Annotated in this window: 21 protein-coding genes; 12 read left to right on the top strand and 9 right to left on the bottom strand. The window is 60.0% G+C overall.

From position 1 onward, the window contains the following. Nucleotides 1-92: 92 nt before the first annotated feature. Complete coding sequence (locus J3P75_RS10045; RefSeq protein WP_434710175.1) at nt 93-965, bottom strand: LysR family transcriptional regulator; 873 nt, start codon at nt 963-965, stop codon at nt 93-95. A 160-nt stretch (nt 966-1,125) separates the two neighbouring features. Here J3P75_RS10045 and ampC point away from each other — a divergent pair, with 160 nt between their 5' ends. Further along, nucleotides 1,126-2,292: a class C beta-lactamase gene (gene ampC, locus J3P75_RS10040; protein WP_434710173.1), complete on the top strand. Its 1,167-nt coding sequence runs from the start codon at nt 1,126-1,128 to the stop codon at nt 2,290-2,292. Between the two features lie 65 nt (nt 2,293-2,357). Here ampC and J3P75_RS10035 read toward each other — a convergent pair whose 3' ends face one another. Beyond that, nucleotides 2,358-2,624, bottom strand: coding sequence for a hypothetical protein (locus J3P75_RS10035; protein WP_394508024.1), 267 nt, complete (start codon nt 2,622-2,624; stop codon nt 2,358-2,360). Nucleotides 2,625-2,640: 16 nt separating this feature from the next. Further along, nucleotides 2,641-2,967, bottom strand: a complete 327-nt coding sequence (locus J3P75_RS10030) for a DUF6124 family protein (RefSeq protein ID WP_434710171.1) — start codon at nt 2,965-2,967, stop codon at nt 2,641-2,643. 487 nt (nt 2,968-3,454) lie between these two features. Here J3P75_RS10030 and J3P75_RS10025 point away from each other — a divergent pair, with 487 nt between their 5' ends. After that, complete coding sequence (locus J3P75_RS10025) at nt 3,455-4,822, top strand: AAA family ATPase (RefSeq protein WP_434710169.1); 1,368 nt, start codon at nt 3,455-3,457, stop codon at nt 4,820-4,822. Next, entirely contained in the window at nt 4,815-5,444 is a 630-nt protein-coding gene (locus tag J3P75_RS10020) for a retron system putative HNH endonuclease (RefSeq protein WP_434710167.1), read from the top strand. Before J3P75_RS10025 ends, J3P75_RS10020 begins: the two co-directional genes overlap by 8 nt. A 65-nt stretch (nt 5,445-5,509) precedes the next feature. On the opposite strand, the gene J3P75_RS10015 is transcribed toward J3P75_RS10020, so the two are convergent. Next, nucleotides 5,510-6,076, bottom strand: coding sequence for a DUF4174 domain-containing protein (locus J3P75_RS10015; protein WP_434710166.1), 567 nt, complete (start codon nt 6,074-6,076; stop codon nt 5,510-5,512). 206 nt (nt 6,077-6,282) lie between these two features. Between J3P75_RS10015 and J3P75_RS10010 the strand changes: the two genes are divergently transcribed. Then, entirely contained in the window at nt 6,283-6,747 is a 465-nt protein-coding gene (locus J3P75_RS10010) for a GNAT family N-acetyltransferase (RefSeq protein ID WP_434710165.1), read from the top strand. Here J3P75_RS10010 and J3P75_RS10005 read toward each other — a convergent pair whose 3' ends face one another. From J3P75_RS10005 to J3P75_RS09995, 3 genes are all read right to left on the bottom strand, one after another. Next, complete coding sequence (locus J3P75_RS10005) at nt 6,748-7,533, bottom strand: sulfite exporter TauE/SafE family protein (RefSeq protein ID WP_434710164.1); 786 nt, start codon at nt 7,531-7,533, stop codon at nt 6,748-6,750. A 230-nt stretch (nt 7,534-7,763) separates the two neighbouring features. Continuing rightward, nucleotides 7,764-8,978: an MFS transporter gene (locus J3P75_RS10000; RefSeq protein ID WP_434710163.1), complete on the bottom strand. Its 1,215-nt coding sequence runs from the start codon at nt 8,976-8,978 to the stop codon at nt 7,764-7,766. 192 nt (nt 8,979-9,170) lie between these two features. After that, nucleotides 9,171-9,920 carry a hypothetical protein gene (locus tag J3P75_RS09995; RefSeq protein ID WP_434710162.1) on the bottom strand — a complete coding sequence of 250 codons (750 nt, stop codon included), beginning with the start codon at nt 9,918-9,920 and terminating at the stop codon, nt 9,171-9,173. Nucleotides 9,921-10,165: 245 nt separating this feature from the next. Between J3P75_RS09995 and J3P75_RS09990 the strand changes: the two genes are divergently transcribed. The 3 genes from J3P75_RS09990 to J3P75_RS09980 all read left to right on the top strand — a co-directional run bounded on the left by J3P75_RS09990 (nt 10,166) and on the right by J3P75_RS09980 (nt 12,927). Next, nucleotides 10,166-11,314, top strand: a complete 1,149-nt coding sequence (locus J3P75_RS09990) for an aldose epimerase family protein (protein ID WP_434710161.1) — start codon at nt 10,166-10,168, stop codon at nt 11,312-11,314. Between the two features lie 292 nt (nt 11,315-11,606). Next, nucleotides 11,607-12,428, top strand: coding sequence for an aldo/keto reductase (locus J3P75_RS09985; RefSeq protein WP_434710159.1), 822 nt, complete (start codon nt 11,607-11,609; stop codon nt 12,426-12,428). Nucleotides 12,429-12,456: 28 nt separating this feature from the next. Continuing rightward, on the top strand, nt 12,457-12,927 hold the full coding sequence (locus J3P75_RS09980; protein ID WP_434710157.1) for a DUF1810 domain-containing protein: 471 nt from the start codon (nt 12,457-12,459) through the stop codon (nt 12,925-12,927). On the opposite strand, the gene J3P75_RS09975 is transcribed toward J3P75_RS09980, so the two are convergent. After that, nucleotides 12,892-15,252, bottom strand: coding sequence for a DNA polymerase II (locus tag J3P75_RS09975; RefSeq protein ID WP_434711252.1), 2,361 nt, complete (start codon nt 15,250-15,252; stop codon nt 12,892-12,894). The two genes, J3P75_RS09980 and J3P75_RS09975, sit on opposite strands and share 36 nt — an antisense overlap. A gap of 198 nt (nt 15,253-15,450) precedes the next feature. On the opposite strand from J3P75_RS09975, the gene J3P75_RS09970 reads away from it, so the two are divergent. Beyond that, nucleotides 15,451-15,891, top strand: a complete 441-nt coding sequence (locus tag J3P75_RS09970) for a CBS domain-containing protein (protein WP_093100130.1) — start codon at nt 15,451-15,453, stop codon at nt 15,889-15,891. Nucleotides 15,892-15,940: 49 nt separating this feature from the next. Here J3P75_RS09970 and J3P75_RS09965 read toward each other — a convergent pair whose 3' ends face one another. Then, the gene (locus J3P75_RS09965; protein WP_434710155.1) at nt 15,941-16,564 is read right to left on the bottom strand and encodes a glutathione S-transferase N-terminal domain-containing protein; all 624 of its coding nucleotides are present in this window, start codon (nt 16,562-16,564) and stop codon (nt 15,941-15,943) included. A gap of 1,091 nt (nt 16,565-17,655) precedes the next feature. On the opposite strand from J3P75_RS09965, the gene J3P75_RS09960 reads away from it, so the two are divergent. From J3P75_RS09960 to J3P75_RS09945, 4 genes are all read left to right on the top strand, one after another. Continuing rightward, nucleotides 17,656-18,480, top strand: coding sequence for an energy transducer TonB (locus J3P75_RS09960; RefSeq protein ID WP_434710153.1), 825 nt, complete (start codon nt 17,656-17,658; stop codon nt 18,478-18,480). Nucleotides 18,481-18,543: 63 nt separating this feature from the next. Then, entirely contained in the window at nt 18,544-19,230 is a 687-nt protein-coding gene (locus tag J3P75_RS09955) for a MotA/TolQ/ExbB proton channel family protein (RefSeq protein ID WP_394508129.1), read from the top strand. Then, nucleotides 19,230-19,631 carry an ExbD/TolR family protein gene (locus J3P75_RS09950; RefSeq protein ID WP_041477201.1) on the top strand — a complete coding sequence of 134 codons (402 nt, stop codon included), beginning with the start codon at nt 19,230-19,232 and terminating at the stop codon, nt 19,629-19,631. The genes J3P75_RS09955 and J3P75_RS09950 overlap by 1 nt, the downstream gene beginning before the upstream one ends. A 209-nt stretch (nt 19,632-19,840) precedes the next feature. Next, nucleotides 19,841-22,552 (top strand): TonB-dependent receptor, encoded by a 2,712-nt coding sequence (locus J3P75_RS09945; RefSeq protein ID WP_434710151.1) that lies wholly within the window; start codon nt 19,841-19,843, stop codon nt 22,550-22,552. Nucleotides 22,553-22,643: the final 91 nt, after the last annotated feature.

Genomic DNA, 22,643 nt, shown 5'->3' with positions numbered 1-22,643 from the left:
GAGCCTGCTCGCGATAGCGGTGTGTCAGTCAGCATTGATTCCAACTGACACACCGCTATCGCGAGCAGGCTCACTCCTACATGGGTTTTGCATTATCCAGAGATGTGTAACAGCCAGTTTTTGAACGCCATCATGGCCGCCGACTCGGGCCGCGACTGCAATCGCGTCAACCAATAGCTGCCGGTCGTGATCTCGATCGCAAACGGCTGACAAATCACCTCCGCCGCCAGTTGCCGAGCGAACATCAGTGGCGGCGCCAACGCCACGCCACAGCCCTGAATGGCTGCCTCCATCATTCCCAGCGACGAATCGAACATGATGCTCTGCGGCGGCGCGGCATGCGTTGCCAACCCGGCAGCCTGAAACCACTGCGGCCATTCATCCGTGCGATAGGAACGCAGCAAGGTCTGCTGCAACAGGTCCGCTGGTGCATGCAGTTGTCGAGCGATGTCCGGCACGCACAGTACCGATAGCGGCGCATCGAGCAGACGCGTCGCCTCGATGCCATGCCATGCCCCCGCACCGAAGCGAACCGCGTAATCCAGCCCCTCCGCTGCGACATCCACGCGATTGTTGTGGGTCGACAGCCGTAAATCCATGAGCGGATGTTTCGCCCGGAAGTCCGCCAGCCTCGGCAACAACCAGCCCACAGCGAACGTGCCGACTGCGCCGACGGTCAACGTTTCGCGATACTGCCCGCCGGCGAGGCGCTCGAGAATCTGTGCGACGTGATCGAAGGAGGTGCTCAGCACCGGTAGCAGGGTTTCTCCTTCGCTGGTCAGCAGCAGCCCACGGGGCAGGCGTTTGAACAGGGTGACGTTAAGCTGCGCCTCAAGGCTCTTCACCTGATGGCTGACCGCCGCTTGTGTGACGCACAGTTCCACGGCGGCGCGAGTGAAGCTCAAATGACGCGCCGACGCTTCAAAGGCGCGCAGTGCGTTTAGCGGCAATTGCGGTCGTATCATGCCCTACCCCAAATTTTTCTAATGGCTCGTGCGAGTTTTCATCGTTTGTCGTTGGCCGCCGAGCTGATTAGATTGGCCGCGCTGATCAGCGACCCCACAAGAAAATCGCCCGCAGTGTAGCGGGATAACAACATCAACACTCATGGAGAGTGGTTCATTCATGTCATCCATAACTTCAAGCAAAGCCTTTTCCTGCGCAGCGTTCAGCCTGTTTTTTGGCGCCACAGCCTGCCTCGCCGCCGCGCCTGACGACGCGCAGCTGCAAGCGCTGGTCAACGCAACGGTCACGCCGGTTATGCAGCAGCAGAACATCGCCGGCCTCACCGTAGCGCTGACCGTCAACGGCAAGGCGCATTACTTTAACTACGGCGTCGCCGCCAAGGACACCGGTCAACGGGTCAGCGAGAACACCCTGTTCGAAATCGGCTCGGTGAGCAAAACCTTCACCGCGACCCTCGCAGGTTTCGCGCAAGCCACGGGCAAACTGGATCTGTCGACCAAGGCCAGCCAGCTCTGGCCTGAGCTGAAGGGCAGCGCCTTTGACAACATCAGCGTGCTGCAACTGGGCACCTACAGCGCCGGTGGCTTGCCGCTGCAATTCCCGGCCAACGCGGATTCGCCTGAGACCATGCTCGGCTATTTTCAGCACTGGAAACCGACCTGGCCGGCCGGCAGCCATCGCCAGTATTCCAATCCGAGCCTCGGCCTGTTCGGCTGCCTGACAGCAAAAAGCCTCGGCCAGCCGTTCGACCAGGCGACGGCGCAAACCTTGCTGCCGAAACTCGGTTTGCAGCACACATATCTCAGCGTCCCCACTGAACAAATGAGCCTTTACGCGCAAGGCTACGACAAGAACGACAAACCCGTGCGCGTCCGCCCCGGCGCCCTCGACATGCAAGCCTATGGTGTGAAAACCAGTGCCGTGGACCTGCTGCGTTACGTGCAGGCCAACCTCAAACCCGAAACCCTGGCGGCCCCCCTGCCCCAAACCATCGCCAACACCCACACCGGTTACTACCGCGTCGGCGACATGACCCAGGGCCTGGGCTGGGAAATGTACCCCTACCCGATCAGCCTCGAACGCCTGCTCGCCGGCAACTCCACGGAAATGGCCATGCAGGCGCACAAGGTGCAATGGCTGAATCCACCGCAGCCACAGCCCGAGAACGTACTGATTAACAAGACCGGTTCTACCGCAGGTTTTGGCGCGTACGTGGCGTTTGTACCGAGCAAAGACGTGGGTATTGCGATCATGGCCAACAAGAACTTTCCGATTGCGGAGCGGGTGAAGATTGCGCACAGGATTTTGAGTGCTGTGGCTGATTGATTGGTTGGTTGCGAGGCAATGAAAATAGGCGACCCGTTGAGGGTCGCCTATTTTTGATTCAGCTGTTAAAGCTGCGCCTGCAGTTTCCACCCGATGACATCCATCAGGTCGCAGCTGTCACGCAAGGGAATCGCCAGCACCCGCGCCAAGTCCTGCAACAGCAAAGCATCGTGTCCCTTGTTATCTCCCAGCGCGACGGTCTCCAGCAGTTGCGTCACACATCGCAACCGGTAGGCCGCCGTGCCATGCAGCACATCCACCGGCGCTTCGCTGTCGATCAGCAGACAAGGAATCTTGCAGTCGATCCCGGTAATCGGTACGTATCTCGCCATGCCTGAACCTCCGTGTTCAATGTTGGATGACCGTGGGTGGATCGAGATTGTCCAGCGCGCGGTTGAGCAGCAACTCGCCAAGCAGGGCCAATTGCTGGATCGACAGGGCATGGCAGCGCGATGAGCCTTGCAGTTTCGCCGCCAGATCGGTGCTCAGGACATTAAGTGAAGCGAGGGTTTCGCAGGCGTGGCAGAGCAGCGTCGGGGTATCAATGTCGGGCCGGAGGGTGAAGAGATGGCTGATGGGATCGGAATGATGGGGCTGGCGTAATCGGGGGTTGTTGGCGTCGAAGGACCCCGAACATAAGGGAGACTCGGGGGGACTTGGAGTGTGTTTTTTCATAAATTCAATCCTCGGGACATTTCAAGAAAAAACTGCCGAACTCACTTCCACGAGAGGGTGGCAGCTTTGCGCAGGTGTGGAAGTCCGGGGAAGCCCGAGGAACCCGGTGCACTCAAGAGTGCTCCTGCGCATAGCCGCCATTGGCAAACAATGTTGGCATAAAAATCGCCAACATGTGTTTACAGGCGCAGAGCGCTCTCGGGAATCACCGGACTTCCACATCCGGCCACCGTGTTCTACAGCGGCCAAACAAGACTATCCCCACCCCGCCCAACCCACCAGTTCACCACCGCCGCCGCGGCTTGCAGGAAAAATCCGCGGGGTTTGCAGGGCATTTGTGTCAGACGTTTCGGCAGGCACATGCTGCAATGACTTTTGATTAGCGCGCGGATTCGTTGCCTCTACACTGCATCACATCAATTTGTGGCCGGGAATGACATAATGCGTGCCAAAGCCAGCAACCATGAGGCCTCGTAAGGGCGTACCAATGGAAATAAGAGTACTCAAGCTCAAAAACTTTGGCCGATTTGCGAACTTGGCTGTCAAGTTGGCGCCAACGGAAATGCATCCGGCAAAGGTAACCGTCATTGTCGGAAATAACGGTGCTGGAAAAACAACTCTCTTGAGATCACTGGCGACTACTCTGAGCTGGCTCGTCGCGAGAATTCGCTCGGAAAAAGGAAATGGCACCCATATTCTTGAAGAAGATATCCAGAACGGGTTCTCTGCATCTTATGCATCAACCGTCGTCGCGGACTGTTTAGAACCACACTCGGAGCCGTCGAGTATCGAATCAAAGGAAGAGCTTTTTGTCTGGGGAGTGGCACGCGGCCGGCAAGGAAGAAAGTATGCAGTCCATAGCGAGCTGACCGAAGCAAGTCGACTAGCCGACTACTATCGCACTAGATTAACAGCCACCGAGAAAGCTTCTGTTCCACTAATCGCCTATTACCCGGTTGAGCGCTCGGTCCTTGAAATCCCACTGAAGATCAAGACCAAACACACCTTTGATCAATTAGACGGCTACGATAATTCGCTCAATCGAGGCGTCGACTTTCGTCGGTTCTTTGAATGGTTCCGAGAGCGGGAAGATAGTGAAAACGAGAGCGGCATATCCGATACGGCCTTAGCTGAGATATCCATAAAATTCGGCTACGACAGTGACATCTGGAAAACCTTATCGAACCTGAAAGCATCCTCTCGGGATCGCCAGCTAACAGCCGTTCGTTCGGCCATCGCCGCCTTCATGCCCGGGTTCATGAATCTTCGCGTTAGGCGTAAACCTAGACTTCATATGGCCATCGACAAGGACGGCGTAACCCTCAATGTCGCCCAGCTTTCGCAAGGCGAGAAATCGATGATGGCGCTGGTTGGAGATATCGCGCGCCGCTTGGCGATGATGAACCAGTCAATGGACAACCCACTCCATGGTGACGGTATCGTCTTGATCGATGAAGTGGATCTACACCTGCATCCAAGGTGGCAACGCAGCCTTGTTCGGCAGCTGAGCGAAACCTTTCCGAACTGCCAGTTTGTCCTGACCACTCATTCCCCTCTGGTCATCAGCGACGCGAAAGACGTACTGGTTTACGTACTCAATGACGGCGAAATTCACGAACACAACGGCCTGTACGGGCTGGATGCCAACCAAGTGTTACTCGAAGTCATGGATACGGACATTCGCAACAGTGATGTGCAGAAGCGTTTGAATCGATTGCTTAATGAGGTGCAGGACGGAAATCTCGCAAAAGCAAAATCATCGTTTGCCGAACTTTCCGCAGAGCTCCCCGAAGGCCATATCGAATTGGCCAAGGCCGCGTTGCTGATACGCAAACTGGAGTTGCGTCGTGCGTAAGATCATCAAGGGAGCTGAGCCGGATTCACTTTCAAAATGGAAACAGAAAAACAAAACCGCCACCTACCCCGACCTTCCACACGAAGAGCGGCAATCGGTGCGCGCCGCCTGCATCGCCGAGCAGTTCGGACTGTGCGCTTATTGCTGCCAGTCCATCACCCTGGACGGCTCTCACAACGAGCATGTTGAAGCTCAGAATCGCGTCCACAACCGCACGCTGGACTTCACCAACATCGTTGCCAGTTGCGGAAACCGTCCTCATTGCGGGCATGGTCGAGGAACGCAGCCGCTGCGGCTGACTCCGCTCATGGATGAGTGTGAAACCGAACTCAAGTTCTATCTTTCCGGGCTGGTCGCAGGAAGAACTGCCCGCGCGGAAGAGGCTATCGAGGCGTTGAATCTGGGGCACACCGAAGAGCGCAATCGAGCACTTATCGGTAGACGGAGAAGCTTGGTCGAAGCACTGATTTACAAAGTGGGAGTACAACCTGGCGAATTGCCGGAGATTGAAGACAAGGAAATACTCGACCTCCTCCTGGATGATCTTCTTCTACCAAAAGCGCATAAGCTCGAACCCTTCTCCCCCGTACTGGTGAATATCATCCGCCAGATGCCAGCGTAAAAAAGGGCGAGAAGATAGATATCCTCTCGCCCCCTCTAAAGTAGAACCCTGACTACACCACCCGATCAATCATCCGGCATTTCCGGCGGCTTGCTCGGTTTTGCAGGCTTGCTCGGCTTGGTGCCTTTCGCGCCTTTGGCAGGCTCCGGTTCGGCTGCGGCTGGGGCGGCCTGAGCCGCGGCGGCGGCTTCTTTTTCGGCCATGGGCATGGCGTCGATGGTTTCGAAAATTTTCGCCAGGCTCAAAGCCTTGGCTTCGTCACCGGAGGCGGAGAGTTTGGTCTCGCCGTCCTTGCCCACCAGGAACACTTTCGGATATGCACCGGCGCCCAGTTTGAGCGAGCGCAGCAGCGCCATGGTGTCCTGCTGGCCCAGGTCCTTGCCATCGAGTTGCCCGGACATGTTGAGAATGGTGTAGACCTTGATGTTGCGGTCGGTGACGGCCTTTTTGTTGGCCGGGTCGTCCAGCGACTTTTTCAGGCTGACCCACACCGGGTCGACGGTGCTTTGTGCGATGACGATCAGCGGTCGGGCGCGGCCGACATCGCCGGCCAATGGCGAATCGCTGTCGGCGGCGAGCAAGGGACCGGCCATCGCCAGCAAGAATGTCAGGGTCAGTGACCTGATGAGCATGCGCATCTCCTTTTGATATCCACGCTCTACTGATTGCGCATCGCGGCGATTGTTCCGGTGCAGTCGGGCAAATATGTTTCGCCTTTCCCGAAGCTTAGGACAGACACGACATTGCGCAACCGTACGCGCGGACTCGGCCTGTTGATTTGATCAAGATGTCCTTCGGCTTTAGTGTGGCAGCCCGAATATTGAAATGGAGTTCTGCAATGCACATCGAATACCTGTGCGACCGTCCGGAGTTTATCGAGGAGCTGGCCGAGCTCAATTTCAACGAGTGGGGCGAGTTCGCGCCCGGCGACAGTCTTCAGGCTCGCATCGAGCTGATGCGCTCGGCTTGTGGCAAAGGTGAAATACCCAGTGTGGTGGTCGCACTGCAAGCATCCGAATTGCTCGGGGGTGCATTGCTGATCGACAGCGATCTGGAGGTGCGCCCGGAACTGACACCCTGGCTGGCCGGGGTTTACGTGAAAACCGAACACCGCGGCAAAGGGGTGGCGTCGCGACTGATCAATCATGTCGTCGAAGAAGCGCGCAAACTCGGGGTAGCGCAACTGTATTTGTACACCGACACCTCACAGTCGCTATATGCGCGACTGGGGTGGGAAGTGGTCGAAGAGCTTGTTTACGAAGGATTGCCAGTGGTGGTGATGAAGTTCCGCCTCTGCGATTGATCAAAACGCCAACTTGTACCCGATCAACACCAGCATCGTCGCCAGGCACGGACGCAGGACTTCGTCGGAGATACGCCCGGTGAGGTGGCTGCCGAGCCAGATGCCGGGCAGCGAGCCGACCAGCAGAAAGCCGAGGACGCCCCAGTCCATGTTGCCCATGCTCGCGTGGCCGAGGCCGGCGACCAGGGTGAGGGGGACGGCGTGGGCGATTTCGGTGCCGACCAGGCGGCGGGTTGGCAGCAACGGGTAGAGGATGAACAAGGCGACCGTGCCGAGGGCGCCGGCGCCGATCGAGGTCAGGGCGACCATGGTGCCGAGGATCAGGCCGGTGATCACCGTCATGACGTTGAGGCGCGAACCGCTGGGATTGTAGTTGCCGCCGGCGCGTTTGTGGGCAAATTCGAGCAGACGCTTTTTGAAGAAAATCGCCACCGCGGTGGCGAACAGGACGAAGCCCAGCGCCTGTTTGATGATGGCGTTCATCGCCTCGGGCGCGGTGTGCAGGGTGCTGAGAAACCACAGGGTCATGGCCACTGCCGGCACGCTGCCAAGGGTCAGCCAGCCGGTGATGGCCCAGTCGATGTTCTGGTTCTTTTTATGGACGAGGACGCCGCTGGATTTGGTAATGGCGGCGTACAGCAGGTCAGTACCCACTGCGGTTGCCGGGTTGATGCCGAACCACAGCAGGATCGGCGTCATCAACGAACCACCGCCGACACCGGTCATGCCGACAATAAAACCCACCACCAGCCCGGCAATCACCAGGCCGAAATTTGCCAATTCCATTAAACCGTCCAGAAAAACGACAGGAAAAATCTGGCCCGCAGCATAGCGATTTTTCTTATAACCACATATATCGATGCGGTCTATCGTTATGCCAAATGTAAACCCACCGGGATCCCCTGTAGGCCTTCGCCTGCTCGCGATAGCGGTGTGTCAGTTGAAATCAATGTTGACTGATACACCGCTATCGCGAGCAGGCGAAGGCCTACAGAGAATTGCGGTGATTTCGAGAATCAATGCAGCCGCCGCCCCGCTTTGAAACTGTGGGTTCTGTTGCACCACACCGTGGCCAACGCGATCAGCGACAGGATCAACAGCGCCCACGGAAACGACATGGCCCCGGCCCGGTCCAGCAACACACCGCCAAACAAGCCGCCGCCGGCAATCGCGACGTTCCACGAGGTAGTGAGCATCGCCTGCACCACGTCGACGTGATCGCCCGCCGAGTCCGCTGCCGAGGTCAGCAGCAATGTCGCGGAACCGCCGAACGACAGGCCCCACACCGCCATGCAGGCAAACACAACCAGCGCTGACGGTGCGGCCAGCGCCAGCACCAGTGCGGTCAAGGCGAACAGCGCGAGACTGATCAGGGTCAGCTTGCGCAACCAGCGATCGACCAGCAGGCCGATGATCCAGATGCCCACCAGCGAGCATAGGCCGAACACCAGCAGCACCAGATCGACCCGATCAGCCAGACCGGCCTGGGTCAGAAACGGCGCGATGTAGGTGTAGAGAATGTTGTGCCCGAGCATCCACGTCAGCACCACGAACAGCACCGGGCGCACACCGGGCAGGCGCAACGATTCGAGCAAGGGCAGGCGCTCGTCGCTGGCCTGGCCCGGACGATCCGGCACGGCGATGACGATCCACGCCGCCAACGCCAGCGCCAGCGCCGACATGATCCCGAAGGAGGCGCGCCAGCCGATCAGATTGCCCAGCCAGGTCCCGGCCGGCGTACCCAGCGACAGCGCCACCGGGGTGCCGAGCATGGCAATCGCCAGCGCTCGCCCCTGCTGATGCACCGGCACGATGCCGCGCGCGTAACCGGCCATGATTCCCCATGACAGCCCCGCCGCCATCCCGGCGAGGAAACGCGATGCCAGCGTCAGGCCGTAATGAGTGGAAAACGTGGTCACGGTGTTGAACAGCAGAAAGCCGCCGACTGTCATCAGCAACACCCGCCGCCGTGGCCAGCCGCGCGTGGCCACGGTGAGCGGAATCGCCGCAACGATCGAGCCCAGCGCGTACAACGTGACGAGTTGCCCGGCGAGCACTTCGCTGACGTTGAGACCGGCGCCGATTTGCGGCAGCAGCCCGGCCGGCAGGGTTTCGGTGAGGATGGCGATGAAGCCGGTCATGGCGAATGCCAGCAACGCGGCGATGGGCAGTTTGTCGGCGCGGACGCTGGGGTCGACGCGGCTGAAATCGGCGCTTGCGGGGTCGCTCATGACGGGTGCAGCTCCTTTTGGATCAGTCGAGGCGAGCGATTGTATACAAAATTTATTGCCGCTACGCCATCCCTGTGGGAGCTGGCTTGCCAGCGATGGCGGTGGATCAGGCACTAAATATATCGACTGACCCGGCCCCATCGCTGGCAAGCCAGCTCCCACAGGGTTTGATGTGTAGGCTCATCACCGCGCTCACTGCACCGGCAAGAAATTCAAGAACAGCAAACTCTGCGCGTAATTCAGGCCGATCCTGCGATAGCGCTCATCGAGCATCTGCGTGAGTAGATCCAGACGCGCCACAATTTTGCTGAATTCGGTGGCAAAACTCAGGTTGCCTCCCTCCTCGGAGATCTCGTTGGAGAACAGCAGCGGCTGGCCTTCCTTGTTCTGCCGCTGCGACAGGATCCACATGGCCTTCTCGATGTTGCGCGCAGAATTGTGAACGAACGTCGGGTTGATCGCGTCAGTCATATAGAACTCGGTGCGATTGCCGTGCGCGGTGACGAGCATGCTGCCGATCGCATAGATAAACGCGCCGACGCGGTCGCCGAGAAACTCCGGGCTCATCGCGTAGCTCAGCGCGGCGAGGTCCTTGCGCCCGCCGAGCACCGGCAGCGGCTGTTGCTGCTCGACAGCCAGGCGCACTTGTTTAACCGCGGTGTTGATGTTGAGAAAACCCGATTTGCGCAGTTCTTCGGGGTTGCGCAGGTACAGCTTGCCCATCAGGCGATAGAGGCTGTTGAGGTTGTCGCGCATCGCCAGCGTGGCCATGCGGTCGACGCTGGTCTGCAGAAATTCCTGCGGCTGGCCCTCACGCATCTGGGTGATGAAGCCGTTGCCGTTCTGGTGGCTGCAACCGCTGAACAGCAGCGACGACAGGCAAGCCAACAGCAGGCACGGGCGACGGAACAGAGGGACGATCAGGGCAAAAGCGCTCGGCATGAATTCTCGAACTGGCACATTCCGGTGCGACGGGAGTCATCGCATCCTGGCCATGGATAGAGCCGCCGATTGCGAAAAAGTGCAGTGCCCGGTCTGTGAACCGACCTTCGGCAAATCACATACAATCAATTAGTCGGACTTTATATTTGCATTTGCGCTTATGTCGGCTATAAATCCTCTGTTAATTTTCCAATAGCATGACTAATTGCAGATTTCAAAAACAACAACAAAAAGGAAGGTCAACCATGCTTCAATCCCGTCACCTGCTTTCCGGCCTCGGACTGTCCCTGATGATCACTACCCTCTCTGCCAACGCGGCGGGCCTGACCGCCGAACACAAAGCCTTCGGCAAGACCAATGACGGCACGCCGGTCGAGCAATACATTCTGCGCAACAGCCACGGCATGCAGGCCACCGTCATCACGTACGGCGCGACCCTGCAAGCGCTGAAGGTCGCCGACAAGCACGGCAAGTTCGACGACGTGGTGCTCGGTTTCGACGATGTGCAGGGCTACCAGAAAGGCACCGCGTATTTCGGCGCGACCATCGGCCGCTTCGGCAATCGCTTGGCCGACGGCGCCTTCGAACTGGACGGCAAGCGCTATCAAGTGCCGCAGAACGACAAGACCAACGCGCTGCATGGCGGCACCCAGGGTTTCGACAAGAGAGTCTGGAAAGCCGAGGAAACCAAGGACAAGGATTCGGTCGGCGTGACCCTCACCTATCTATCGGCGGATGGCGAAATGGGGTTCCCCGGCAACCTCACCACCGAGGTGACCTACCGCCTGACCGATGCCAACGAACTGCGCATCGATTACAAGGCAACCACCGATAAACCGACGGTGTTGAACCTGACCAACCACAGCTACTTCAACCTCGCCGGCGCCGGCAATGGCGACATTCTCAAACAGGTCGCTACGATCAACGCCAGCCATTACACCCCAGTCACCGCCAAGCTGATTCCGACCGGTGAACTGGCGCCCGTTGCGGGCACGCCGATGGACTTCACCAAGCCGACAGCGATCGGTACGCACATCAAGGCTGACCATCCGCAACTGAAATTCGCCGAGCCGAAACAGGGCGGCTTCGACTTCAACTGGGCGCTGGACACCAAGGGCGATATCAGCAAAGTCGCCACCGAAGTCAGCGATCCGCAATCGGGCCGGCATCTGCAGCTGTTCACCAGCGAGCCGGGCGTGCAGTTCTACACCAGCAACTTCCTCGACGGCACGGTCAAGGGCAAGGGCGGCAAGGTATATCCGCACTGGGGCGCGTTCACCCTCGAGACCCAGCACTATCCGGATTCGCCGAATCAGCCGAACTTCCCAAGCACCCGCCTCGACCCGGGCGAGACTTATACCCAGAGCGTCGTGCTGAAGTTCTCCGCAAAATAACCCCCGCCCCAGATCGTTCCCACGCTCCCGCGTGGGAATGCAGCCGGGACGCTTTGCATCCCCTCACAAGCTGGAACGCAGAGCGTCCCTTGAGGCATTCCCACGCAGGGCGTGGGAACGATCAAAACGCAACCTGAAAACCGCGCCGAAGATCGTTCCCACGCTCCCGCGTGGGAATGCAGCCCGGGACGCTCTGCGTCCCTTCTCAAGCCGGAACGCGGAGCGTGGGAACGATCTGGACTATCTTGCTGCCCCATTAAAGGAATCGACACACTCACATAAGGAGGTTTGCATGCGTACCCTCGAGTTGGCCGGCGTGCAGGTGCCGGTGATTGGCCAGGGCACCTGGCGCATGGGTGAGGACCGCTCGGCGCACAAGCGTGAAGTGACGGCGCTGCGCAGCGGCATCGAGCTGGGCATGACCCTGATCGACACCGCCGAAATGTACGCCGAGGGCGGTGCGGAAACGGTGGTTGGCGAGGCCATCACCGGCCTTCGCGATCAGGTGTTTCTGGTCAGCAAGGTCTACCCGCACAACGCCAGCCGCAAAGGCATTCCGCAAGCCTGCGAGCGCAGCCTGCGCCGGCTCGACACCGATTACATCGACCTCTATCTGCTGCATTGGCGCGGCCAGTATCCGCTGGAAGAAACCGTCGAAGCGTTCGAACGCCTGCGCGAGGACGGCAAGATCGGCCGTTGGGGCGTGTCGAATTTCGACGTCGACGACCTCGAAGAACTCTCCAGTTCGCAATGCGCGACCAATCAGGTGCTCTACAACCTCGAAGAACGCGGGATCGAATTCGATCTGCTGCCGTGGTGCCAGCACCAGCGCATGCCACTGATGGCCTACTGTCCGATCGGCCAGGGCGGCGCCATGCTCGCCGAGCCGGTGCTCAAAGACATTGCCGCTCGTCACGGCGTGACCCCGGCACAGGTTTCGCTGGCGTGGATTCTGCGTCAGGATGGCCTGATTGCGATTCCCAAGGCTGTGCACCCAGAGCATGTGCAACTCAATGCCCAAGCCGCGCAGCTGCAACTGGAGGCCGGGGATCTGGCGGCGCTGGACCAGGTATTTCAAGCGCCACAACGCAAGCAGCGGCTGGCCATGGTCTGAGCCGCTGCCGACTGGCGAGGGCTTCGCGATGAGAAGCACGGATCAGCACGACCCGTTCAACCTGCAACGTTTCATCCAGGCGCAGGACCCGGTGTTCGACCGCGTCCAGCGCGAACTCGAGACGGGCCGCAAGCGCAGCCACTGGATGTGGTTTGTCTTCCCGCAATTCGCCGGGCTGGGCGGCAGTGAGATGGCGCGACGCTTCGCCATTGGCTCGGCCGAAGAAGCGCAGGCTTATCTGGCGCACGCCGTGCTCGGCGAACGATTGCGCACCTGCACGCAATGGGTGCTGGCCGTGCGGGAGCGCTCGATCAATGAGACTTTCGGCCACCCGGACGATTTGAAATTCCATTCCTCAATGACGCTGTTCGCCCAGTTCGCTGGCGCGGACAGCGTGTTCGATCAGGCGCTGGAACGGTATTTCCACGGCATTCTCGATGAGTGGACGCTGCAACTGCTCGACTCAAAACAGGCCCAGTTGCCCGCCGATCAGGGTTGAGAAATCGTCATCGACGAACGGCAGAATCGCATCCGCCACCGGTTGCAGCTGGCGGGTGATGTAGTGGTCGTAATCGATGGCGGCGCGGCGCACTTCCAGCGGTTCCGGGCCGGCCAGCGTGATCACGTAACTGATCCAGCCGCCGTTCTGGTATTGCCGCGGACGCCCGTGTTCGGCGTTGTAGTCATCGGCAAGGCGCGCCGCACGCACATGGGGCGGCACGTTGCGTTCGTAATCGTCGAGGGTGCGGCGCAGGCGCTTGCGATAGACCAGACGCTCGTCGAACTCACCGGCCAGAGTCTTGCGCACGTAGTCGCGCACGTAATCCTGATATGGCTTGCGCTGAAAAATCCGCTGATACAGCTCCTGCTGGAATTGCCGGGCCAGCAGCGACCAGTCGGTGCGTACGGTTTCCAGGCCCTTGTAGACCATTTCCTCGCTGCCATCGGCGCGGACGACGAGGCCGGCATAGCGTTTCTTGCTGCCCTCCTCCGCGCCGCGAATGGTCGGCATCAGAAAGCGTTTGTAATGAATCTCGAACTGCAATTCCAGCGCGCTTTCCAGCCCGTATTCTTCGCGCACATGCTCACGCCACCAGTCGTTGACGTGCCGGACCAGCGCATGGCCGATCTGCGCCGCCTCCTCCTGGCCGTGCGGGCGGCGCAGCCAGACGAAGGTCGAGTCGGTGTCGCCATAGATCACCGCGTGGCCTTGCGCTTCGATCAACTGGCGCGTGCGCAACATGATCTCATGGCCGCGCAAGGTGATCGATGACGCCAGCCGCGTATCGAAAAAACGGCAACCGCTGGAGCCGAGCACGCCGTAGAAGGCGTTCATGATGATCTTCAGCGCTTGCGACAGCGGCGCGTTGTGCTCGCGCTTGGCGGTCTCACGGCCTTCGGCCACCCGCGACACGATGGACGGCAGGCAGTGACGCGTGCGAGAGAAACGTGCGCCGCGAAAGCCCGGCACCGAATCGGTGTCGTCCGGATGCTGCAAACCTTCGATCAAGCCCACCGGGTCGATCAGAAACGTGCGGATGATCGACGGATACAGGCTCTTGTAATCGAGCACCAGCACCGATTCATAGAGACCCGGCTGCGAGTCCATCACAAAACCGCCGGGGCTGGCCTGCGGCGGATTGGTGCCCAGATTTGGCGCAACGAAACCCTGGCGGTGCATCAGCGGCATGTACAGATGAGTGAAGGCCGCCACCGAACCACCGCTGCGATCCGCCGGCAGGCCGGTGACACTGGCGCGTTCGAGCAAAAAGGTCAGCAGTTCGGTCTTGGCGAAGATTCGCGTGACCAGTTCGCAGTCCTTGAGGTTGTACCTGGCCAGCGCCGGTTTGTCCTCGGCGAACATGCGGTTGATTTCGTCCATGCGCTGGTACGGGTTGTCGATGGCCTTGCCTTCGCCGAGCAGGGTCTGCGCGACGTTTTCCAGGCTGAACGACGGAAAGCTCCAGGTCGCCGAGCGCAGCGCTTCGATGCCATCGATGATCAACCGCCCCGCCGCCGAGGCGAAAAAGTGATTGCGGCTGCCGTGCTCGCGCCACTGCATTTCTTCGCCGCCACGGCCGATTTTCAGCGGCACACCGAGGCGTCGCGCATGTTGGTGGAGGATGCGCAAATCGAATTGCACAACGTTCCAGCCGATGATCGCGTCGGGATCATGCTGCGCAAACCATTCGTTGAGTTTTTTCAGAATCAGCGTGCGCGAATCGCAATATTCGAGATCAAAGTCGACGATGCTGGCGTCACCGTTCGGCGCGCCGAGCATGTACACCTGGCGCTGACCGCAGCCTTCCAGCGCGATCGAGTACAGCTCGCCGGTTTCTGTGGTTTCGATGTCCAGCGACACCAGCCGCAGCGTCGGCCGGTAGTTGGGGTCCGGTTTGAGTTGCGCATTGAGCAAGACGCCGTCGGCATCGGCTGTACCGCTGAACACGACCGGCGCGGTGATGAAGCGCTCCATCAGATAGCGTTCCGGCGGGCGCACATCGGCTTCGAACACATCAATGCCAGCGCGGCTCAATGCGCTTTCCAGGCGCATCAACTGGCCGTGCTGCTGACAATACAAACCCAGCACCGGACGATGCTCGAAATCCTGCAAGGCCAACGGGCGCAGTTCGACGTTCTTTTCGTCGTGCAACAGGCGTTGCGCCGCTTCGCGCTGTGCGGCGGGAATGAACGCTACCGACGGCTGATGCGGCAAGCGCACACGGCGCGGCCCGGCGTCGGTCGCCAGCCAGAACTCGACTTCGGTGCCGGCCGGCGTATCGCGCCAATGCCGGGTCAGGACGAAGCCCTGCGGTAAATCCACCACTGCAACCTCGGAATCGGGATAGACCGGCATTCTACCCGGCATTGCCGGAAATGACCTTGGCGATAAATCAGCGCTTGAACAGTAAAAAACCCGGCAAATGGCGTTTTTTGCACGCTATCTGCCGCTTTGCCACCTTGCCCTGCGCGGCTGCGTCTACGATGCTTGGTGAACAACGACAACACCTGAGTAACCGCCATGAAGACCGTCGCCCAACTGCTCAAGCTCAAAGATCAGAAAAATCAGGAAGTGCACCAGATCAAACCCGATCACATGGTGCTCGAAGCGCTGATGAAGATGGCCGAGAAAAACGTCGGCGCCCTGCTGGTAGTCGAAGACGACAAGGTGGTCGGCATCATCAGTGAGAGGGACTATGCGCGCAAACTGGTGCTCAAGGGCCGCTCATCGGTGGGCACACCGGTCAGCGACATCATGGTCAAGGACGTGATCACCGTGGACACCAAACAGACCGTCGACACCTGCCTGGGCATCATGTCCGACAAACGCCTGCGCCACTTGCCGGTGGTCGAGGACGGCCAGTTGATCGGCCTGCTGTCGATCGGCGACCTGGTCAAGGAAGCGATTGCCGAACAGGCCGAGCTGATCAAACAGCTGGAGCAATACATCCGCGGGGAATGATCCCTCCACATGATCGTTCCCACGCTCCGCGTGGGAACGATCAGGTTGCTCAGGTCGGCCAATGCCGCGCAAACACCGGCGCCAGCACCGGGTGGCGGTCGATGCGTTGCAGCCAGGCGTAGAACCCCGGTCGCGTCTGCCGCAGATGCTCGCGACTGCCCTCCCAGCGCGTCACCACCGCCGCCAGCACATCCAGGGCTCCCGGGGTCTCGTCGTCCAGGTACAGCTCGGCGGAGAACTGGTCGGCAAACAACTCCCAACTGAAGTGCAAACGCCGGCGCGCGCCGTCGATCAGGTTTTGCCGTGCGCCTTCGTCGGGCGTGATCAGCCAGCGCTCGGGGTAATCGATGATGCCGATGGCCGCGTAGCAGTTGCTGACGATGTAGGCCAGGCCGCGAATCGCCTGATCACGATCAGCTACCTCGGCGGGCAGCAGGCCGGACTGGGGAAACGTCAGACCCAAGTGAATCAGAATCGCCGCGCTCTCGGTCATCGCGCTGCCGTCGGGCAGTTGCAACGTCGGAATCTGTTTCAGCGGATTGAGTTTGGCCAACGCCTCGGCGGCCTCCGCGCTGGCTTCGTTATCAATGAAGCGGTAAGCAATCTGGCATAACTCCAGTGCCGCCTCGATCGCCGCAGCGCCGGAATTCTTGTGCCCATAAAGTTGATACATAGCCAATCCCCCCGAAAAAACCTTTGCCACAGCGTAGATGCCTGTGGCCCGGGTGTAGAAATAATCTGCCGGCGTAACGTTTCTGGCACGGTTTTCCCATGCACTGCCGACTTGCGAATTCACATCTCGCACAACAGCGCTGGCGGTGCCCATCCCGCACCAAGAGCAATCATCGAACGCTATCCGCGTTCTTGTAAGGTGCGATACCGAACCAAAAGTTCGCGTATCCAGGCTGGCAACAAGGAGTTCACCGCGTGAATCTTCAACCGTTTTGCCGCATCACTCGCCACTACTATCTGTGCGCTCCAGGCCTGGTTCATCCGAACAGCCGCCCTGCTTACTTTATTACCTGACTTCAACAGCACGTCGCTGTCGGCCATCCATTGTTCGCCGACAGCGAGGTGCTATTTACTTTTTAAATATGACTGGGATTGTTCGCGGCGCTAATCGGCGCAACTACAGAATTGTCGGACAACAACTTCCAGATAATCAACATTGCACCAAAAGCGTTCCAGCCGAATAACCAGACCAGCACTAGTTCATCGGTTTCCGATAAACAAAAACAAGGAAAACAGCCCGTGACCCGCTAGAACATTGACCCGCACCAAATCGGTCCGCCGCGCACCAGCACGTGCATCGGCCGGCAGCCGCGCAACCGCTCTGTTCCGCTATTTCGCGGGATAAAGCGTCAAGCCCGACTCGCCTTTAAAAAAGCTCCGGCCCACGGGGTAACGGTTCACTGCGCGCCATGACAAACACTTGACCGTGACAAAACTTATATAAATGCGACACGCGTAACAGCAACGAAATAACGACGCTACGTTGCAGCCACATCTGGCACAACGGTTGCAATATGTAACAGGCATGAGACACCCCGAAGTGTCTTCAGCAACAGAACAACAACCATGGAATGGCCAATGAACAAACCGAGTCGATGGCACTGAGCCAGTAAGTTTGCACAAGCCCGGTTAATTGGATAGTTCAACTATCGGCTTCTGCACACCTTGAAGAAAGTTGCATTCACCCACTCGAACATTCACCCAATGTTCGGACGGCGGCTTATTGCCCTTCATCTACCCGAGGGAGCTTTAATGAACGATGCGGTAAAGCATAAAACCCTGCCGGGGCCGTTGCGGGAAGCGCCGGTCCCGCCGCCAACGGGCAGGCCGGCCTTCACAGCCAACACTTCACAACCCGGCGGTCTGAATAAACAGCAGATGGTCTTGCTGGTGGCCGTGTCGGCGCTGATACACGGGGCCGCCTGGTGGTTTCTCCAGCAGTCCAGAACCGAGCCATTGCCAACGCCGCCGCAGATTCCGGAAATGACCGTCGAGCTCACCAGCCCGACGCCACCGGCACCGCCGACTCCGGAACCGCCACCCCCGCCACCCCCGCCGCCTCCGCCAGAGCCTGAACAACCGGTGGAAGACGAGGACGCGGTCAAGCCACCGCCCAAACCGGTGGAAAAGCCCAAGCCGATCGAAAAACCGAAACCGCTCGAGAAGCCCAAACCGGTGAAAAAAGTCGAGCCTGCAAAAGCGCCACCAGCCCCGCCACAACCGGCTGTTCCCACTGCCCCGGCGGCACCGAGCGCGCCGTCGGCACCCGCCGCTGCGCCCGCGCCAGTGAAAGAGTCGGCAGCGATTTCCGGCCTCGCCAGCTTGGGCAATCCACCGCCGGAATACCCGTCGCTGGCGTTGCGGCGCAACTGGGAAGGCAGCGTGGTGTTGCGCATTCAGGTGCTGGCCAACGGTCGCGCGGGTTCGGTGACGGTGACCAAGTCCAGCGGCAAGCCGCAACTCGATGACGCCGCTGTCGCTGCAGTGAAGAACTGGAAGTTCATTCCGGCCAAGCGCGGTGACACGCCGATTGACGGCTTCGCCACCCAGACCATCGATTTCAAATTGCCGCAGTGACGGCACAACCGACCCATTACTGATTAACGCAAGCGAGGTGTAACCATGAACGACTTATCTTCGATGATTGTCCCCGGTGTCCTCTGGGGCCTGGTGCTGTTTTCCGTGGTCAGTTGGGCGATCCTGCTGGTCAAGTCGGCGCAGTACCTGCGCCAGAAAGCGCAGAACAAACAGTTCACCAAAGCCTTCTGGAGCGCGCCGGATCTGCTCACCGCCGCCGAACACGCCAGCCAGTATCCGGGTTCGCTGGCGCGCATCGCCAGCAGTGGGTTCGAAGCATTGCTGGTGGAAGATTCGCCGCGCACCACGCAACAACTGGCGCACACCATCAACCGCTCGGATCGTCTGGAACGCAACCTGCGCCAACAGATCCAGAAGGAACGCCGCTCGCTGGAAAACGGTCAGGCGATTCTCGCCAGTATCGGCAGCACCGCGCCGTTCATTGGCCTGTTCGGTACGGTGTGGGGCATCATGGAAGCGCTGAAAAGCATCGGCGAAACCGGTTCGGCCAGCCTTGAAGCGGTCGCCGGGCCGATCGGCCACGCACTGATCGCCACCGGGGTAGGTATCGCCGTCGCCGTGCCAGCGGTGCTGATCTACAACTTCTTTCTAAGGCGCCTGAAGCTCGCCTCGGCGGACATGGATGACTTCGCCCACGACTTCGACGCCCTCGCCTCGCGCAGCGCGTTTTCCATCAGCCGTCAGGCCATTGCCAGCAAAACCACCAGCGCCGTGCGGGAGGCCAGCTGATGTCTTTCTCGACTCAAGACAGCGATGAAGTGCTCAGCGAAATGAACGTCACGCCGCTGGTCGACGTGATGCTCGTGCTGCTGGTGGTGTTCATCGTGACCGCGCCGCTGATGACCAACGCGATCAAGGTCAACCTGCCGAAAACCGACGCCGTCGCCCCCGCCGAAAAGAAAGACCCGGTAGTGGTCAGCGTCGATCAGGACGGCAAGTTCTATCTGGCCAAGACCGAGTTGGCCCCCGAGTCGCTGGAGGCCAGCCTCAAGGAGGTCAAGGCCAAGGACGCCGATGTCCGCGTGCAGTTGCAGGCCGACGCCGCCGTCAATTACGGCCAGGTGGCGAAAGCCATGGCCTCCATCGAACGCTCGGGCATCAGCAAGATATCGGTGATGACCACCCACTGAATGCGGTGCCGCGCGCGACTTGAACATCGCACGCGGCACCGCTGAACGAATCCCGTCGCAATCGGCCGACCGAAAAAACGCCACGCGTGTTCGGAGGGGATCGGCTTGCTTGAAGAAAGTGGTTTTCCGCACGCGGTATCACCGGTAGCGGAGCAATGAGCGGCTCACAAGGCCATTTCGATAACGTCTGATAAAAGTCGGAAACAACCATGCTGATGAACACTCCACGCTTCACGCTCAAACCCTTGGTGGCCACGATCTCTCGCCATCGTTTCGTTCCGTTGTACCTGGTGGCCGTGGGAATGGGCGCCGGCACCGTGCAAGCGGCCGAGGACGACAACGCCAGCGTCCCGGCGGCAGCCGCGGTCGTCGCGCCCACCACGCAACTGCAACGGGTGGAAGTGACCGGTTCGGCGATTCGCCGGGTCGATGCAGAAACGGCGGTGCCGATCACCATTCTCAAGGCCGATGAACTGCGCAAACAGGGCGTGACCACCACCGCCGAACTGGTCCAGCGCATCACCGGCAGCCAGTCGATCAACAACAGCGCAGGCTCCGTGGGTGCGGCGACTGGCGGCGCCTCGTTCGCCGACATGCGCGGCATCGGCGCGAACAAGACGCTGGTGCTGCTCAACGGCCGGCGTCTGGCCAACAACGCCTTATCGGGCACCAACTCGGCGGGCGGCGCGGTGGATCTGAACATGATCCCGTTTGCCGCCATCGAGCGCGTGGAAGTGCTGCGCGACGGCGCCTCGGCGCTGTACGGCACCGATGCGATCGGCGGTGTGATCAACTTCATCACCAAAAAATCCCTCACCGACGGCGCGCTGACCCTCGGCGGCGAAACCCCGACCCACAGCGGCGGTGGCGCAACCAAAGACATGAGCGCCAGTTGGGGTTACGGCGATCTGGAAGAAGACCGCTTCAACGTGCTCGGCGTGTTCAACTACAACAAGCAGCAGAACCTCGACGCCAACGACCGCTCGTTCGCCACCGACTACGCCCCCGGCCGCGGCCTCGATCAGACCTCCGGCACCGCGTTCCCCGGTAACTACAGCCAGAACGGCAACGCCACCAACCCGTTGGCCGCCAGCAATTGCAACGGGCCCAATCTGATCGCCCGCGACGGCTTGTGCCGCTTCAGCACACGTGAATTCATCGACCTGGTGCCGCAGACCGAGAAGACTTCGTTCTTCGGCAAGACCACCGGCAAGCTCGGCGACGATCACAACGTCAACCTCGAATATTTCTGGTCGCGCAACAACAACGCCACCGCCGTCGGCCCGGCACCATTGACCGGTCTGAGCCTGGATTCGTCGTCGCCCTATTACCCCGGCAATGGCATCACCCCGGCGCCCACCGATTTCGCCCTCGACCCGACGCAACCGGTCGACGTCAACTGGCGTGAAACCGCCGCCGGCCCGCGTGAATCGAAGGACCAGAACACCAGTCAGCGCTTTCTGCTGAGCTTCGATGGTCTGGTTGCCGGCTGGGATTACAACGTCGGCGCCTCGTACAACCAGAACAAAATCGTCTCCAGCGTCACCAGTGGTTATGTCAGCGATCAGGCGATGATCGACGGTCTGGCCAGCGGTTTGCTCAACCCGTTCGGCCCGCAATCGGCCGCTGGTCAGCAGTACATCGATAACGCGGCGTACCACGGCGCCTATTCCACGGCTGTGGGCCGCGTGGCCGGGTTCGACGGGCGCATCAGCCGCGAGATCGGCGACTGGTTCGGCGCCGGCCCGTCCGGTCTGGCCTTGGGTGGCGAGTACCGCAAAGAGAAATTCCATCAGGACTTCGAACAGTTTGCCGGCGACATCCAGAGCCTCGGCATCGACCCGGCCGGCAGCGTCGAGGGTGACCGCAGCGTCAAAGCCGCCTACGCCGAAATCAACGTGCCGGTGCTCGACAGCCTGGAACTGTCCGCCGCCGTGCGCCACGACAAATACAGCGACTTCGGCAGCACCACCAACCCGAAATACTCGTTCCGTTATCAGCCGTTGAAAGAGCTGGTGGTGCGTGGCGCCTACAGCGAAGGCTTCCGTGCGCCGTCGCTGTACGAGCTGTATTCGCCGCGCAGCATCACCTTCACCCAGGGCTACTACAACGACCCGGTGCTGTGTACCGGCGGCGTGGTTCAACCGGGCGGCAACGGTGGCCGCGATTGCGGTCAGCAGTTCCTCAACCAGATCGGCGGCAACGAAGACCTGGCCCCGGAAAAGGCGCGCAACGTGACGCTGGGCTTCGTCTATCAGCCGATCAGCAACCTCTCGGTAGGTCTGGATTTCTGGTGGATTCACATTTCCAACCAGATCCAGCCATTCCCGGAATCCACCGTGTTCGATCAGGCCGGCTCCTATCCGGATCGCTTCGTGCGTAACGCCGACGGCACGCTAAATTACATCGTCACCGGCAACGCCAACCTTGGCATCGTCGAAACCAACGGCGTCGATGTGTCGCTCGACTATCGCTTCCCCAATACGCCGTACGGTCAGTTTGGCCTCGGCTTGCAAGGCACTTATGTCGATGAGTACGACTTCCAGAGCACCATCAAAGGCCCGTTCACTGACAAGGTCGGCGACTTTCAGGGTGACGGCGTAATCGCGCGCTGGAAGCACAACCTCACCGGCAGCTGGAGCCTGGGCGCGGCGCGGGCAGCGCTGACCAACCGCTTCACCACCGGCTACAACGACTACGACCGCGACACCCATTCGCGCGTGGCCTCGTATTCGGTGTGGGACCTGTCGGCCGGCTACACCTTCAACAAGGTGCTGGATGTCGACGCCGGGATGAAGAACGTCTTCGACCGCAACCCGCCGTTCTCCAACCAGGCCTACAACTTCCAGAGCGGCTATGACCCGCGCTACACCGACCCGCTGGGGCGCACCTTGTTTGCGCGCATGACTTACCACTTCTAACTGAAAACACCACAACCCTTTGTAGGAGTGAGCCTGCTCGCGATAGCGTTTTTTCAGTCAACCTTGCAGGGTCTGACTTGGCCTCATCGCG

It is taken from the genome of Pseudomonas sp. R1-1 (assembly GCF_051132135.1).
GTDB lineage: Bacteria > Pseudomonadota > Gammaproteobacteria > Pseudomonadales > Pseudomonadaceae > Aquipseudomonas.
The sequence above is the reverse complement of the archived record's forward strand: the minus strand, read 5'-3'. Positions and strand labels throughout refer to the sequence as shown.